18 protein-coding genes are annotated in these 15,289 nt (G+C 39.4%); 7 read left to right on the top strand and 11 right to left on the bottom strand.

The genetic code is table 11. The annotated features are described in order from the left end of the window. Positions 1-23: 23 nt before the first annotated feature. Together ACSYTE_RS00995 and ACSYTE_RS00990 are read left to right on the top strand one after the other, a co-directional pair. Positions 24-785, top strand: a complete 762-nt coding sequence (locus ACSYTE_RS00995) for an amino acid ABC transporter ATP-binding protein (protein ID WP_491716866.1) — start codon at positions 24-26, stop codon at positions 783-785. A gap of 1 nt (position 786) precedes the next feature. Beyond that, positions 787-1,584 (top strand): transporter substrate-binding domain-containing protein, encoded by a 798-nt coding sequence (locus ACSYTE_RS00990; RefSeq protein WP_491716865.1) that lies wholly within the window; start codon positions 787-789, stop codon positions 1,582-1,584. A 51-nt stretch (positions 1,585-1,635) separates the two neighbouring features. On the opposite strand, the gene ACSYTE_RS00985 is transcribed toward ACSYTE_RS00990, so the two are convergent. Next, on the bottom strand, positions 1,636-2,031 hold the full coding sequence (locus tag ACSYTE_RS00985) for a VOC family protein (RefSeq protein WP_491716864.1): 396 nt from the start codon (positions 2,029-2,031) through the stop codon (positions 1,636-1,638). Positions 2,032-2,055: 24 nt separating this feature from the next. Next, positions 2,056-3,066, bottom strand: coding sequence for a zinc-dependent alcohol dehydrogenase family protein (locus ACSYTE_RS00980; protein WP_491716863.1), 1,011 nt, complete (start codon positions 3,064-3,066; stop codon positions 2,056-2,058). 451 nt (positions 3,067-3,517) lie between these two features. Here ACSYTE_RS00980 and ACSYTE_RS00975 point away from each other — a divergent pair, with 451 nt between their 5' ends. Together ACSYTE_RS00975 and ACSYTE_RS00970 are read left to right on the top strand one after the other, a co-directional pair. Further along, positions 3,518-3,898 carry a fluoride efflux transporter FluC gene (locus tag ACSYTE_RS00975; protein ID WP_491716862.1) on the top strand — a complete coding sequence of 127 codons (381 nt, stop codon included), beginning with the start codon at positions 3,518-3,520 and terminating at the stop codon, positions 3,896-3,898. After that, the gene (locus ACSYTE_RS00970; RefSeq protein WP_491716861.1) at positions 3,898-4,248 is read left to right on the top strand and encodes a fluoride efflux transporter FluC; all 351 of its coding nucleotides are present in this window, start codon (positions 3,898-3,900) and stop codon (positions 4,246-4,248) included. The genes ACSYTE_RS00975 and ACSYTE_RS00970 overlap by 1 nt, the downstream gene beginning before the upstream one ends. A gap of 99 nt (positions 4,249-4,347) precedes the next feature. Here ACSYTE_RS00970 and ACSYTE_RS00965 read toward each other — a convergent pair whose 3' ends face one another. The 3 genes from ACSYTE_RS00965 to ACSYTE_RS00955 all read right to left on the bottom strand — a co-directional run bounded on the left by ACSYTE_RS00965 (position 4,348) and on the right by ACSYTE_RS00955 (position 6,892). Further along, on the bottom strand, positions 4,348-5,406 hold the full coding sequence (locus ACSYTE_RS00965; protein ID WP_491716860.1) for an HpaII family restriction endonuclease: 1,059 nt from the start codon (positions 5,404-5,406) through the stop codon (positions 4,348-4,350). 16 nt (positions 5,407-5,422) lie between these two features. Further along, complete coding sequence (locus ACSYTE_RS00960) at positions 5,423-6,583, bottom strand: DNA cytosine methyltransferase (protein ID WP_491716859.1); 1,161 nt, start codon at positions 6,581-6,583, stop codon at positions 5,423-5,425. Positions 6,584-6,706: 123 nt separating this feature from the next. Continuing rightward, entirely contained in the window at positions 6,707-6,892 is a 186-nt protein-coding gene (locus ACSYTE_RS00955; RefSeq protein WP_491716858.1) for a hypothetical protein, read from the bottom strand. Between the two features lie 257 nt (positions 6,893-7,149). Here ACSYTE_RS00955 and pnuC point away from each other — a divergent pair, with 257 nt between their 5' ends. Both pnuC and ACSYTE_RS00945 read left to right on the top strand, forming a co-directional pair. Next, complete coding sequence (gene pnuC / locus ACSYTE_RS00950) at positions 7,150-7,872, top strand: nicotinamide riboside transporter PnuC (RefSeq protein WP_491716857.1); 723 nt, start codon at positions 7,150-7,152, stop codon at positions 7,870-7,872. A 31-nt stretch (positions 7,873-7,903) separates the two neighbouring features. Beyond that, on the top strand, positions 7,904-8,524 hold the full coding sequence (locus tag ACSYTE_RS00945) for a deoxynucleoside kinase (protein ID WP_491717266.1): 621 nt from the start codon (positions 7,904-7,906) through the stop codon (positions 8,522-8,524). Between the two features lie 39 nt (positions 8,525-8,563). Here the strand turns inward: ACSYTE_RS00945 and ACSYTE_RS00940 are convergent, their stop codons facing one another. Continuing rightward, positions 8,564-9,442 carry a LysR family transcriptional regulator gene (locus ACSYTE_RS00940; RefSeq protein ID WP_491716856.1) on the bottom strand — a complete coding sequence of 293 codons (879 nt, stop codon included), beginning with the start codon at positions 9,440-9,442 and terminating at the stop codon, positions 8,564-8,566. A 127-nt stretch (positions 9,443-9,569) separates the two neighbouring features. On the opposite strand from ACSYTE_RS00940, the gene ACSYTE_RS00935 reads away from it, so the two are divergent. Continuing rightward, entirely contained in the window at positions 9,570-9,977 is a 408-nt protein-coding gene (locus ACSYTE_RS00935; RefSeq protein WP_491716855.1) for a DUF2000 family protein, read from the top strand. Positions 9,978-10,035: 58 nt separating this feature from the next. On the opposite strand, the gene ACSYTE_RS00930 is transcribed toward ACSYTE_RS00935, so the two are convergent. The 5 genes from ACSYTE_RS00930 to ACSYTE_RS00910 all read right to left on the bottom strand — a co-directional run bounded on the left by ACSYTE_RS00930 (position 10,036) and on the right by ACSYTE_RS00910 (position 15,260). After that, on the bottom strand, positions 10,036-10,980 hold the full coding sequence (locus ACSYTE_RS00930) for a metal ABC transporter substrate-binding protein (RefSeq protein WP_491716854.1): 945 nt from the start codon (positions 10,978-10,980) through the stop codon (positions 10,036-10,038). Between the two features lie 22 nt (positions 10,981-11,002). Then, positions 11,003-11,839 (bottom strand): metal ABC transporter permease, encoded by an 837-nt coding sequence (locus ACSYTE_RS00925; RefSeq protein ID WP_491716853.1) that lies wholly within the window; start codon positions 11,837-11,839, stop codon positions 11,003-11,005. Further along, positions 11,836-12,576: a metal ABC transporter ATP-binding protein gene (locus ACSYTE_RS00920; protein ID WP_491716852.1), complete on the bottom strand. Its 741-nt coding sequence runs from the start codon at positions 12,574-12,576 to the stop codon at positions 11,836-11,838. The genes ACSYTE_RS00925 and ACSYTE_RS00920 overlap by 4 nt, the downstream gene beginning before the upstream one ends. 298 nt (positions 12,577-12,874) lie before the next feature. Then, positions 12,875-14,185, bottom strand: coding sequence for an NCS2 family permease (locus tag ACSYTE_RS00915; RefSeq protein ID WP_491716851.1), 1,311 nt, complete (start codon positions 14,183-14,185; stop codon positions 12,875-12,877). A gap of 124 nt (positions 14,186-14,309) precedes the next feature. Beyond that, positions 14,310-15,260, bottom strand: a complete 951-nt coding sequence (locus ACSYTE_RS00910) for an aldo/keto reductase (protein ID WP_491716850.1) — start codon at positions 15,258-15,260, stop codon at positions 14,310-14,312. Between the last annotated feature and the right edge of the window lie 29 nt (positions 15,261-15,289).

Here is a 15,289-nt window from a genome sequence, read left to right as displayed (position 1 = left end):
CCAGTGGAGGTGAATTTAAGCTTATGAATGCAATTAATACGAAGGACTTATCGGTTGTGATCAACGGCACGCCGATCTTAAAAGATATTAACCTCCAGATTGAAAAGGGGAAGGTCACAGCAATCATTGGGCCCAGTGGAGCAGGAAAAACCACGCTTCTGAGGACTTTTAATTACTTACAACCATTCGCTAGTGGATCGATTACGGTGAATGATGTGGAGCTGACCCCTAAAACAGCCACGAAAAAATTAATTTATGAATATCGGTTGCAATCAGCAATGGTGTTTCAACGCTTTAACTTATTTAGGAACATGACGGCGGTAGAGAACGTAATGGCCCCAGAATTGTTAAATAATAAACTGAAATGGGACGCTGCACATACTAAGGCCCAGCAGTTATTGACCGAGATGGGGTTAGCCAACGTTGCTAACAACTATCCGGTGAGTTTATCAGGTGGTCAGCAACAACGGGTCGCAATCGCCCGCGCCATCGCTTCGCAACCATCGATCATCCTCTTTGATGAACCTACTTCCGCACTCGATCCAGAAATGTCCAAAGAAGTACTCAATATTATTTCCAAGCTCGCTCAACAATCCATCACAATGGTGATCGTGACGCATGAAATTGAGTTTGCCAGAGAGGTTAGCGACAGTACCGTTTTTTTAGAAGATGGCGCAGTTAAGTACCATGGATCAACTGATGAATTATTTTCTGAACATGGTCCAGACAGAATTAAGAATTTTACGAAAGAAATGCATTTTAAAAAAGTAGAGGAGTTGTCTTAATATGAAGAAAACTGGAAATCGTGGAATTATCATTAGTGTAATCGTAGCTGTATTAGTAGTAATTGCTGGAGGGTTCTTTTATTTCAACCAAACTAGCAACGGTTCCAAAAATAGTGAGAATGTAATTAAAGCGGGGGTAACGGGAACTAGTTATCCCAATACTTATAAGGCCAATGGCAAATTAACTGGTTTTGATGTTGATGTCTTAAATGATGCGGCTAAAAGAGCTGGTTACAAGGTCAAATGGGTGACTGGGGAATTCGATGGGCTCTTAGGGCAAGTGGATAATGGTCAATTAGACACGGTGGCCAATGATATCGCAGTAACTCCAGAACGGGCCAAGAAGTACAAGTTTACTGATGTTTACAACAAGGAAGAAACTGCAGTTGCCGTTGATAAGAAATCAAGTTTGAACAACATTGATCAATTATCAGGTAAAACCGTTTCAGGAGCTTCAGCATCCAATAACTCGCAAAACCTAAAGAACTACAATAATAAGATCAAGTTTAAGATGTTTGATGCCCGTGATTTAACGTACGAAGCACTATTGGCAGGACACGTTGATGGGGTGGTTAACACTAGAAACAACCTCTCTGCGATCATCAAACAAAAGCATTATTCATGGAAGATCCTAAAGGGAAGTGCTGCAACCGTCAACGTAGCACTACCATTTGCTAAGAATAATACTGGTAAGATTGCTAAATTGAACAAGGCAATTGCTGAAATGAAGAAGGATGGGACCCTTACCAAGTTAGCTGAAAAATACTTTGGCTATAATGCGGTTCAGGGCATCAAGTAATTATGTACAAAAAAAGCGCTGGTGAAAAATCACCAGCGCTTTTTTTAGTTGTTATTTGTCAAGAATTTGACAGAATTCAATTGTTTCATGGTTAGGTCCTAAGATGTTAAAGAACCGAATACCATGATCCCAGAATGAAGGGATGGATTGAATTTCATCGTTGACCATGTCAAAGCCTTCAGCCTTAGCAGCTTCAAAAGCCTTGTCAACGTCAGTACAGTTCATTGAGAAGTGGTTGATGGCACCGTTCTTCATAGTAACGGGGTCACCTTCCCAAGTTTCAATGGTAAGGTTGTTGTATTTCATGAAAGCACAACGGTTTTCGCCATTGTGGAATAATCCAGCTTGTTCAAAGCCAAGCTTTTCGTAAAAAGCAATTGTCTTGTCTAAATCTTTGGAAGGAATTCCAACGTGTTGGAGTCCAGTAAAGTAATCTTGTAAAGCCATTTTATTTGCCTCCGTAGAAATTAATTATTTCAAGCTTCCGTCAAGTTCAACAACTGACTTACCAGGACGCTTGTCAGAACCATCAAGCTTACCAACAACTTCGTCAAGCTTAAGAACGTTCTTGATAAGTGGTTCAACATCAATCTTACCACTTGCCATTAATGCAAGGGAGTCATCGAATGAGTATGGGTTAATGAATGAACCCTTGATGTCTAATTCCTTTTGGAATACTTCGTAAGTGTTAACAGTGAATGTTTGATCTGGACGACCAACACCAAACATAAGGATTTGACCACCCTTACCTGCAACTTCGATTGCCTTTTCTTGAGTTTCTGGACGACCAACGGCTTCGATAACGATGTCGTATTCTTCGTTAATGTCACCAGATTCAGTGTTGATTACGTGATCAGCACCAGTAAGCTTTTGTTCTTCGGCTAACTTGTCATCGTGACGACCAGTTAAGTCAACGTGTTGAACACCGTATGCCTTTAATAATTCAACGAATAGAAGACCCATGTAACCATCACCCATAACAAGAGCCTTGTAATGTGGTTGTAAGCTAAGACGACGGATACCGTGAACCCCACATGAAACTGGTTCAGTTGAACAAGCAGCCTTTAATGAAAGGTTAGCTGGAACGTGGTATACAACTGATTCAGGAGCAGTGAAGTATTCTTCCAAACCACCATCACGAGTAACACCAACAGCTGAAAGGTCTTCAGCTAATTGTGGACGGTCAACACGGAAGTACTTGTCCTTAGGGTAGTAGATGTTAGGGTCAACTGCAACACGATCACCCTTCTTGAATTGGGTAACGTTAGCACCAACAGCTTCAACAACACCTGAGTTTTCGTGACCTAAAACGATTGGAGGAACAGCGTCTGCTGAACCTGGAAGACCATTGTAAAGTGCGTCGTCGGTACCACAGATACCAGCGTAAGCAGTCTTAACTAAGACTTCGTCAGGCTTTGGAGTTGGAGTATCTAAATCTTGGATTTCCATTTGTTTAGTACCAGTTAATACTAATGCTTTCATGTGTAAATATCCCCTTTAAATAATATAAATTTTTTAACCAGATCGGATGACCCAGCTTCAATAACTATTTTATATGAAATAACCATTTGTTTCCAAACATTTAGCGTTTAGCACCAATTGATTACACCTATAATACTAATGATTATTGATAAATAATCAACTGCCATTTTATCTAAATATAAAGATAATTGGATTTATAAATGAATAAAGTCACATTGTTATAACATGATGTAAGCAAAGTTAAATGTTGATTTAATGCTAATGATAGTTAACAGTTTCACAAACTTTTTAGCTCAAATTATGGCTTTTTATATATTTATTCACATTTAAACCGATTGCATGAATAAAAAATTAATTGATATAATTTTTAAATATTTTGTGAATTTATTAACTAAAGTATAAGATATCTTAATTGTGATACGATAAGGGGATAATAAGGAGGCAATTTAAATTGCGGAAAGTTATTTATATTATCTTTTTTGGTTTCTTTGGCGGGGCACTTCGCGAATGGTTAACGCTTTTATCTGGAAACGATCACTTTGCAATGATTATTGCAATTAATTTATTAGGGACTTTCTTACTAGCCTTTCTGGTTAGCATTTTGCCCTTGTTATTCAAAATCTCAAGTGAACTCCTTAGTGGGATTAGCGTTGGCTTTATTGGTAGTTTTACCACTTTTTCAACGTTTACGGTTGATTTTGTAAAGCTGTTCAAAACTTCACTAATTAATTCTTTTTGGTATCTTTCAATTAGTTTAGTCTTTGGATATATATTCGCATTAGTTGGAATTAAATTAGCGAACTACTTAATTGCAAAGGCAGGTGCAAAATAATGTTATCTAAAATTATAATTGTCGGACTTGCTGCTGCGTTCGGTGCGGTGATTCGTTATGCGATGATCGAATTGATTGGAAACAAAATGGGGTGGCAGGAATTTCCACTCGCTACCGTGGTAATCAACGTGTCAGGATCGTTTCTCCTGGGTTTGTTAGCTGGGCAACTTGTTGATAGCTCAATGGCTTATCTAATCGGCAGTGGAATTTTAGGTGGGTATACCACGTTTTCCACGTTTATGAATGAAACGGTAAGGCTTCAGATTAAGCGTCCGACATGGGCTAGCTTATATTTCATTTCAACCACGTTGTTAGGGATTTTAGCAGCATTTGTTGGCATGGCGATTTAAAAATCGATTAGACCACATCAATAAGTATTATTTTCCCACAAAGTAAAGACCCCGATATGCTGAACGTTTTCTGTTCAACCGATCGGGGTCGTTTCTTTATTATTGCCAAAATCTAATCATACAGCCTAAGCTCATTGCTCCTCTTTCGTTAATGTTTCCACAGTTATATCGACTTAAAGAGGGGGTGTCGAAATTTGTTGAATTGTAGAGATAACCCTTTAACTTGTTTCTTTCGTATATGTTGTAACCCACGATTTCGCCATTTTGTTTTACAACAATATAGCCGCCGTTAGCTTGATCCAAACCGTCCCATTTGGTATTGGGCACCATTCCTAATGCAATGCTGATCAAAAGTTCTTTAACCTTGTATTCTATTAAATCGTGATTTTTATGAAAATTATCACAATAATAATCTACAACCTTAGAGATCCTTTTGCCGCGTACAAAATAAGAACAATAAAATAAATCAGCTAAAATGCTAGGCATTTCCGTATCTATCATTTTTAAATTAAATTCAAAGGTGTTTGAGTTTAGATTGTTAAATGTTAAATTGATATTTTTGCTTTTTAATCGATTTATTTTGTCTAATATAGTTCCCTTGGCGTTGAGAGCGTCCAATTCGGTGGGGGTTAAATTATTGGTTAGCTCCTTAGAAGGCCTGTAATTAATAATTGTTTGTTGTGAGGCGTTTAAAAGGGTGGGGCGGCTACCTAAATAAGATTTAATACTAAAACCGATTGTTGGTTCTGTATTTGTGAATGGATCGTGTATTTTAATATCGATATCACTTTTTAACTTGCTCTTTGCTTTTAAACTATCTAGCTTTACTGATTTAAGAAAATCTTCAACGGCTGGAACTTCGAAATTTCCCTTTTTGCTTAATAATTTGTCTAATAAAAAATTCGAATAATATAAGAACTGATTTTTGTTAACTGAAAATGAAGGCTTGTCTTTTTCTTGAATGTGAATTTCTGGATCTTGGCTGTTTATTTCATAAATAACTTCTGGTTTAATAATTGCCTTGATTGTGAAAAATTGATTAGGAATAGAATTTAAGTTGTTATCGGCTATGTTTAAAGTTCCGTTTGAGGATAACAACCTAAGGAAAACATAGGATTCAGACCATTCTCCGATATTGAATTTTTTATAGTTTGGCATTATTAATCATGGCTTTCTATATTAGATTTAACTGGATAGTAGCGTGGTTTCCCTTAACGTCTATTTTTTTGTTTCGCAAAACATCTTTTATGTTTTTGGAAACTGCTTTGATCATTGGGATTGAAACACTGTTTCCCATTTGTCTGTACATTTGGGTTCTTGAAACTGGAATTATGAAATTATCTGGAAAACCTTGTAACCTCTTACATTCTAGTTCTGAAAGTAACCTTATTCCAGTTTCACCACCCTTTACAAACGTCCCCGTTAATCGTTGTATTTTGTGATAGCTAGCGTTTAAAGTTTTTGCGTATTTTTTAGTGTTTTTATCTACGACAAATGGATGCCCGTCATCCTTTTTGAATAAGTAGTTTTTTTGCAAATTTTTAGAGATTGAATATCCAGTGGGGTTATCTTCTAATATTTCCCCAACGTAAGTGTTTTGATCATTGCTATCTGGGAAGTAAAAATTAGAGCTATCGATGTCTTTTCTGAAACCGACAATTATTACTCTTTTTCTGGATTGGGGAGATCCATAATCGGTTGCTTGCAAGACCTTGTGGTAGACTTTATATCCACTATCTACTAATGATTGCCTAATTATCTCGAACGCTTGCCCCTCTTGGATTGTTAATAAGCCGGGAACGTTTTCTAAAAGAAATGCCTTGGGTTTGTGGTGCTTAATAATTCTTAGGACATCAAAAAATAATGTGCCTTGCGTTTTGTGCTTAAACCCTTCTCTTTTACCGATACTGCTGAATGGCTGACAAGGAAAGCCGGCTAATAATACATCAAAATTTGGGATATCCTCAGCTTTGATTTTAGTAATATCACCGAATGGTTTTTCTTTAAAATTGGCCTCGTAAGTTTGCACTGCAAATTTATCCCATTCGCTTGAAAAAACACACTGAGTTTGTTTATCGTTTTCACTAAATCCTAATCTAATTCCACCGATTCCAGCAAAAAGGTCGATATACCTTATTTTTTGGTCATGACGGTCTTCGATATCATCATTGTTTGCTACTTTCTGATCTTGGTTTGTGTATTTATTTAAAATGTAATTTACCTTTTCAGAGAATGTTTTAATGCCATTTATGTTAGTGCCATTAATTTCTTGGTAAATTAGATCGCTTAAATAAACAGTATGGGGTTTTTTACTATTAATGTCTTTTTTAGCCATAGGGCATCCCTCCTGCGAGATTATAAAAGCCATTATATCAGCAATGTTGAAAGATTACAAACCACCAACGGCTAAAAAAGTTCCGTATGAATATTGATTCAAATTGGAAGGGCAGTTCACCACTTATTTTTGTTTCCGTTTGTGTCTTTCAATAATACTTTCACCGATTTGAATCAAAATGGCAGATACTAATCCCTGAATTGCATATTTGCCCATTTCAGAAATATAAAAATGAATGTCGTAAGTGTGATTGACGATCAAATCGAAACACCCCCGCATTACAAAAATGATTAGGCAGGCAATCATCATTAAAATTAGCCAGAGAAGGCGACTCCCTTGATAAAATTCATGTTGTTCCCTCCAATATTAATATGCATGACAATTCTTATCCTGGTTATTTTAAAATTAGCATGCTTAAAAAAATACTCCGTTCCCGATCTAATCGTTCAATCCCTAAGATTGAAATCGATTTTAAATTCTGTATAATAGAACGAGTTGATTAAAATAACTATATATAGATATAGATAGTTATTTAAATACTATATATTGTGTTAGGGGCTTTTAGAATGAATTATTTTAAGTGGCTATGGAGCCAATTATTGGGCTGGAACGTCCAATCATACATTTTACTATTCTTTGGATTGGGATTTAACTTGGCACTAACGCTCAGTAGTCCCATCACTACGATTAGTATCGTAACGTTCATTGCTGGGGCACTCGGGTTAACCTGCGTGCTAGCGATTAACAACGCCAAACCGATCAATGGTTGGTTAGGATTGATTAGTGCGATCTTACTAATTGCGGTAGCGTTTAGCGCCAAGAACTACATGGAAATTGTGATGCAGCTCAGCTACATCGTATTGTTAGATGTGCCAGTCCTGCTAATGCCGAGCTGGAATCAAGATGCTGAAAACAAGATTTCTGGTCTGCGGGGCGAAACTACTGCTCAGACTTTCAAGAACTGGTTGCCATACGTAATTGGCTTTGTCGTGGTGGTGTTGATTATGCATACCCTGTTAACGAGCCTAACTGATAGTCCACGTCCATTGATCGACTCGATTTCAGCAACGACTGGAATCATGGGTGCGATTCTAACCACGTTGAAGAAACGCGAAACCTACTATTTCTGGTTGGCACAAGGGGTGCTATCAGTGATTCTGTGGGGGATTACTGCCGCGCAGGGGAGTGCTTCGCCAGTCCTATTTGTAACTTACATGCTCTACATTGGTAATGATATTCTGGCATTTACCAAGAGTCCATGGTTTGCCAAGCGTTTAGCAACTAAGTAATCACTTAATTTGAAAGGGGTAGGTTATGACAATGATCGTATTAGCAGGAACTATCGGTGCGGGCAAGTCATCGTTGACCGAACGGCTGTCCAAACACCTGGACACCAAGGCGTTTTATGAACCAGTTGGCGACAATCCTGTGTTGCCACTGTTCTATCAGGATAAGCAAAAGTACGGCTTTTTGCTGCAAATTTATTTTTTGAACAAACGCTTTGAGATGATCAAAAAGGCGCAACAAGATGATAATAACGTGTTAGACCGTTCGATTTACGAAGATGCGTTGTTCACCGACTTGAATCACAAGTTGGGCAACATCAATGACACTGAAGCCGCTGTTTACCATGACTTGTTGGACAACATGATGGAAGAATTGCCATACGCAGCCAAAAAGAAGCGGCCCGATCTGTTGGTCTACATTGAAGTCAGTCTGGAGACCCAGTTGAAACGGATTCGTCAACGGGGACGAGACTTTGAACAGTCTGATGACCTGTTGGACTACTATCGCGAACTGCGGGTGGCTTATCAACATTGGTTTGAGAACTACGAAATTAGTCCCAAGTTGAAAATTAATGGTGACAAGTACGACTTTGTGAATAATTCGGCTGATTTACAAGCGGTGTTGAAGCAAATTGATGCTAAATTAAAACATTAAAAAATAGATTGGCACTCATTTTTGAGGACCAATCTATTTTTAGTTAATGCCAACTTTATTCAATAAATCTAAAAATAAATTCATTGCCGGATTTATCCACTTATTTTGATTATAAAGCACGACTGCTTGGAACTGATAATCATGAATTTCAGTATTTAATTCTATTAAATCACCGCTAGCCAGTTCTTGTTGCAAAGTAAACTTAGGGAGGAATGCTACGCCCATGTTGCTGATGACACTTTTTTTAATTGCTTCAATACTCCATAAATCAAGGCTGGGCATTAAATTAATATTTTGAGCTGCCAGGTATTGATTAAAGTATTTTAAATACAACGCATCTGGATCATTTTGGATGTGACAAATTGGTTTCTTTTGATTAGGGGTGATGAAATCGCGATCCTCTAAATTAAGGCCTTTAGAGCCGACTAAAGTTAATTCATATTCTGCTAGTGGCTTGATTACTAACTGATCATTATTTTTGACATGGTATGCAATCCCAATGTCGACTTGGTTCTTAATAACCTCATCAAATATGCGATAACAATTTAAGACCTTAATTGATAACTCAACATTTGGTGCTTGTTGTTTAAACGCTTTTAAAACTGGTTGTAACTTATAAGTTACTAGTGATTCAGGAACGGCGATAGCTAAAGTGCCGCTTAATCTTTCTTCGTTAATGCTCTTTAATCTTTCAAACCGATTAATAACGTCATCGATTAATGGAATCGATTGTTTACCGGCACTAGTGAGTTGCATTGATTTACCAATCTTTTCGAAAATGTGAATCCCTAATTCCTGTTCAACTTGATGAACCTGAAATGTAACGGTGGATTGGGCATACTTCAATTCTTCAGCAGCCTTACTATACGATCCAGTCTCAATTATTTTTTTGATAGTGTATAAATTTTTAATTTCCATTTTTAACATTCCTTCAATTTTATTGAAGTAAACCATTCAATATATCTATTTTACTGATATATAATAGCATGATAATCTTGGTGATAGAAACCATTAATTTATAAATAGGAACATAGGAGTGGTTATTATGGCATTTGATACAAAGATCAAGATTGCGCTTAGGGATGATTTGGAACCCTGGCAAGAATTAAATGTAAATTCCTTTTTGATGAGTGGAATTACTAGTTCTGATAACATTGTTGGTGATAACTATGTTACTAAGGATGGCTATCAATTCTTACCAATGTCTAAGCAACCAATAATGATTCATTCGGCCAGTGCAGAACAACTAAACGAGTTGCTTAAAAAAGCGGTTGATAAGGACTTTGCAATTTCTATTTTTACCAAGCCGCTTTTTAATACCTTCAACGATGATGATAATCGTGCTGAGATTGCTAGTCATGACTTAAACGATCTTGATTTAGTGGGCATTGGAGTTAGGGGTAAGAAAAATCAAGTTGATAAACTATTTAAGAAACTGCCGTTACATAAATAGGAACTGAAAAAATAGATTGGCACTCATTTTTGAGGACCAATCTATTTTTAGTTATTGCTTATTTTGCTAATCCATCGTGGATGTGATCTAGGTTCCACTTCATCATGGAGTAGTAGGTGTCACCATCGGTGCCTTCCTTCGCAAGTGAATCGGTGAAAATCTTGGAATAGATCTTGATGCCCGTTTCGGATGAGACCTTGTCCATTGATTTTGGTGAAACTGATGATTCAACGAAGAGGTGTTTTACATCGTACTTTCTGATGGCAGCTAGGACGCGCCGCATTTGTTCTGGGGTCCCTTGGGATTCGGTGTTGATTTCCCAAATGTAGACTGGCTTAACGTGGTAGGCCTTGGAGAAGTACTTGAATGCGCCTTCGGAAGTAACTAAGACTCGTTGTTTTGCGGGGATGTCTAAGAACTTGGCCTTAGCTTCCTCGTTCAACTTGGATAGCTTAGCAATGTAAGCATCGGCGTTTTTCTGGAAGTAATCTGCATTTTGCGGATCCTTTTCCTTTAAGACCTTGGTAATGGTTTTGACGTATTGAATCCCATTAGCTAGGTCCAACCAAGCGTGGGGGTCGACTTCGTTCTTGTTGGTGGTCAAATGCAGTGGGGTCACGCCTTCACTGGCTGCAAAGACCTGTTTGCCGAACTGCTTATGGGCGGTCTTGACCAGCTTTTTGAACCAACCGTTCCCACCGGTTTCTAAGTTCAGGCCGTTGTAGAAAACAACGTCAGCGTTGGTGGTTTCTGCAATGTCTTCTGGACGTGGTTCATATTCATGCGGATCAGTCCCACGTTTGACCATGCTGTAGACGTGAATGCGGTCCTTCCCAACGTTTTTGACCATGTCTTCTAAAATCGAATTGGTGGTAACGACGCTGAGTTCTTTTTTATCATTAGTGGAGTTTGCCGATTTGCTAGCACTGCGTTGGTTGATGAATAACAAGATTCCACCAACTAGGACGATAACGGATGCCAGTGCGATTAAGATGCGCTTCATTTAAATTCCTCTTTTCTGGATGTTATTTTTTTAAACGGATGAACCCTTGCTTAGGTGAGCAGACGAATGAAATTAAGAATAGGATTGCTGCCACGATTACGATGGCAGGACCAGATGCCCAGTTGAACGTGTAGCTGAGGTATAGTCCCACGATGGAAGCCACTGTCCCGAAGATTGCGGAGAAGACTAGCATCACGGACAAGCGGTTCGTCCAGAAGAATGCGGTCGCAGCAGGGGTGATCAACATTGCAACGACTAGGATGATTCCGACGGTTTGCAGAGCTGACACCGTTACTAACGTTAATACCAACATCAGGGCGTAGTGAATTAGTTGCGTCTTCAAGCCATAAGTTTTAGCGAACGTTTCGTCGAACGAAGTAATTAAGAGTTCCTTGTAGCCAATCACAACGAAGAGGAGCACGATTCCCAATACGATCGCAGTCGTTACCATGTCGGAATTGCTGACCGCTAGGATGTTCCCGAATAGGATGTGGTGTAAGTTGGTCGAACTTTCGGTCAGCGAGATCAGGATGAATCCGAGGGCGTAGAACGAACTGAACACGACTCCAATCGAGGTATCGACTTTAATCTTACTGTGCGTCGAGACGAAACCAATTAAGAGGGCGGCTAACACCCCGAAAAGCGATGCACCGATTAATAGGTTGATGCCTAACATGTAGGCGACCGCAACCCCTGGGAGGATGGAGTGAGAAATCGCATCGCCCATCAATGACATTCCACGCAGGATGATGAAACTACCGATGATTCCGGACATGACCCCGACCATAATGGCGGTGAGCATGGCACTTTGTAAGAAGTCATACTTACCAAGCGCTTCAATAAATGCTGCAATTTTCATGATTGGGCCTCCTTTGAGTCGAATAAGACGGCGGAAAGGTCAGCACTAAATGCCTTCCCGATGTTTTCAGGTGTATAGACCTGCTCAGTAGGGCCGCTAGCAACGATGCCGTGGTTCATAATGATCAAATCGTCGAAGTAGTTATGGACCTTGTTCAAGTCGTGGTGTACGACCAGTATCGTTTTGTCTTGGTCGCGCCATTGTTTTAGGATTTCCATAATGGCATTTTCACTTTGCAGGTCGATCCCAACGAACGGTTCATCTAAGATCACGATGTCGGCTTTCTGTAAAATGGCGCGGGCAACGAAGACCCGTTGCAACTGGCCACCGGAGAGGTTGCCGATTTGGCGGTTGGCAAATTCGTTCATTTTAACCTGTTGTAACGAATCCATTGCCGCTGCTTTTTGCTTTTTACCAGGCATGTTAAACAACCCGAGCTGGGCGTAACTACCAGTCAATACGACGTCAAACACACTGATCGGGAAGGTCAAATCGATGTCCTTCCGTTGTTCTACGTAGGCAATCTGTTTTTGAATTGCCTTAATCGGTTTGCCATCATAGTCACTGGTTCCTGATTGGGATTTGATCAAGCCGAGGACTGCCTTGATGAACGTTGATTTACCGGCTCCATTGGGGCCGATGATTCCAGTGATCTTACCAGAATCAATTTGAATTGATAGGTCCGAAAATACCGGCGTTTCGCCGTAGGAAACGGACAGGTTCCTAACATTAAGCATTCAATACACTCCTTTGTATTTGCTACAGGGGGTAATTAGACATTATGAACATAGTTATATGTTAATAATCATATTTTTAGGATAACCTAATAAATATTACATTTTAGTAGTATACATACATAGATATTGATTAACAATCATCTTTAGAATTTATTAATGATTTATTTTAACTTTTTGTATAAAAAATGATGTTACTGATAGTATTAAAGCTAGTGGTTGAGTAGCGAATGACGTATTAAAGCGGGCAAAATAAAAACCACGAAGCGGAAATTTTCCGTTTCGTGGTTTTTTAAATTAACTATTCATTTAAGACCCAGAAGAAGATTAGGAAGACAACTCCCAATCCGTACATGATTGGGTTAACTTCCTTGCCACGCTTTGCAGCAAGCATGGTGATTGGGTAGATAACGAACCCAAGGGCGATTCCATCTGAAATACTGTAAGTCAGCGGCATCCCCAATGTAATCAAGAATGCTGGAGCAGCAATTTCAAAGTGTTCCCAATGGACGTTCTTAAGTGAGCGGGCCATTAGAATCCCGATGATGATCAATGCTGGGGCGGTAACTTGATCAGTAATCACTCCCAACAATGGTGAGAAGAACGTTCCTAAGATGAAGAGGATCCCAGTAACGATTACCGTAAATCCTGATCGACCACCCACGGCAATTCCGGCGGATGATTCAACGAACGCACCCACTGGGGAAGTCCCGAGTAATGAACCAGCCACCATTCCAGTAGAATCAGCAAGCAATGCGCCCCCGATTCTCGGAATCTTGTTATTCTTGATGAAGCCAGCTTGTTCAGCGAGGCCAACTAACGTCCCGGCAGTATCGAAGAAACTAACCAATAAGAAGGTTAATACGACGATCCATAACTGGGCGGTGTTGATATCAGTGATGTGCTTGATCGATTGTAGAAAAATTGGTTTCAAGCTTGGCACTGCAGATACCCATTGACCAGGAAGCGGAATCAACTTAGTGATCATCCCTAGGGCTGCCGTAGCAACCATTCCAATAAAGATGGAAGCAGGAATCCTTGCTGACATCAAGACCAGCGTTAGGATCAATCCGAAGATGGTCAACCAAGTACTCCCAACGTGGAAGGACCCTAGTTCAACCAGGGTACTCTTGCTGGCGGTAACGATACCCCCTTGATTCAAACCAAGAAAGGCAATGAATAACCCGATCCCACCACTGATGGCGCTTTTCAGGTCGTTCGGGATCGCATCAATGATGATTTCACGAATCTTAAACAGGGTTAAGATCAAGAAAATCAATGATGCTAGGAATACCCCAGCTAAAGCTGTTTGCCAAGGAACCTTCATTCCGATACAAACAGAGTAAGCAAAGAATGCGTTCATCCCTAAACTAGTGGATAGTGCAATTGGATAGTTGGCGATTAGACCCATCAAGAAACACCCAATGGCAGTAGCAAGGGCGGTTGCGGTAAAGACAGCCCCCTTTTCCATGCCTGAAGCACTTAATACGTTTGGGTTTACGAATAAGATGTAAACCATTGAGACGAAGGTAGTCAGACCGGCAATCGTTTCGGTCTTGAAATTCGTACCTAATTCGTCAAAGTGAAAAAAGTTAGCTATTTTAGCTCCCATTATGAGGCCACTCCTTGTTAAATATTCGGTTTTCAATAAAATCACAAACTACATCTTAACACAATGTTAACTTTTGCGCAAATTCACGAACAATAACTATCTTTTAAGGCCTAAAAGGGGGAAATTACTTAAATGCGGCAAACGCATCGTCAATTGCTTGGTATTCTTCATCAGAGAGTTGAATTTCCATGGCCTTAGCATTTGCAGCCACTTGTGCTGGTTGCTTAGCACCTGGAATCACCACTGAAATATTAGGATTTTTGATGTACCAAGCTAAAACGACTTGTGCGACCGTACTTTGACGTTGCTCAGATAATGGTCTGATTTTATTAACCGCTGCGATGATTTTAGCAAATCGAGTTCCTTGAAAATTAGGATTATTGTGCCGAATGTCATCTTCCGCAAAATTAACTGCCGCATTATCGTACTTACCAGTTAGCAGTCCCGAAGCTAATGGAAAGTAAGGAACGAATGCAATGTTATTTTTCTTTAGGTATGGGAATAGTTCTGATTCAGCCCCGCGTTCTACTAAACTATATTTATCTTCAACGACATCAACGAAGCCGTCTTGATTAGCTTCTTTTAGTTGATCCATTGAAAAATTAGAAACACCAATCGCTTTGATCTTACCCTCAGTTTTAAGTTCATTTAATGCTGCGACTGCTTCATTTTTAGGGGTGTGATCGTCTGGAAAATGAATATAGAAAATATCAATGTAATTGGTATGAAGCCGTTCTAAGCTTTCTTCAACTGCTTGTTTTAAAAATTTAGGATCGTTATTTACTTGAACGTTGCCACCGACCACATCTTGAGCACCCTTGGAAGCAATCGCAAAGCTGCCACGGTCATAGTCCTTAATAACTTTGCCGATCAATTCTTCAGAATGACCCATTCCATATGCAAATGCAGTGTCTAACAATTTAATTCCAGAATCAAGTGCGGTTTTGACAACTTCCATCCCAGTATTATCGTTTAAATTAGGGAATAAGTTGTTGCCGCCCACAGCATTGGTACCCAGGCCAAGGGGCGTGCTGAGAACCCCTGATTTACCAATTTGAACATTTCTTTCCTTCATAAATAATTCCTCCTAAAAAAATATTTCAT

The sequence above is a fragment of the Nicoliella sp. ESL1120 genome (assembly GCF_058508515.1).
This window is presented reverse-complemented; position numbering and strand designations above follow the sequence as displayed.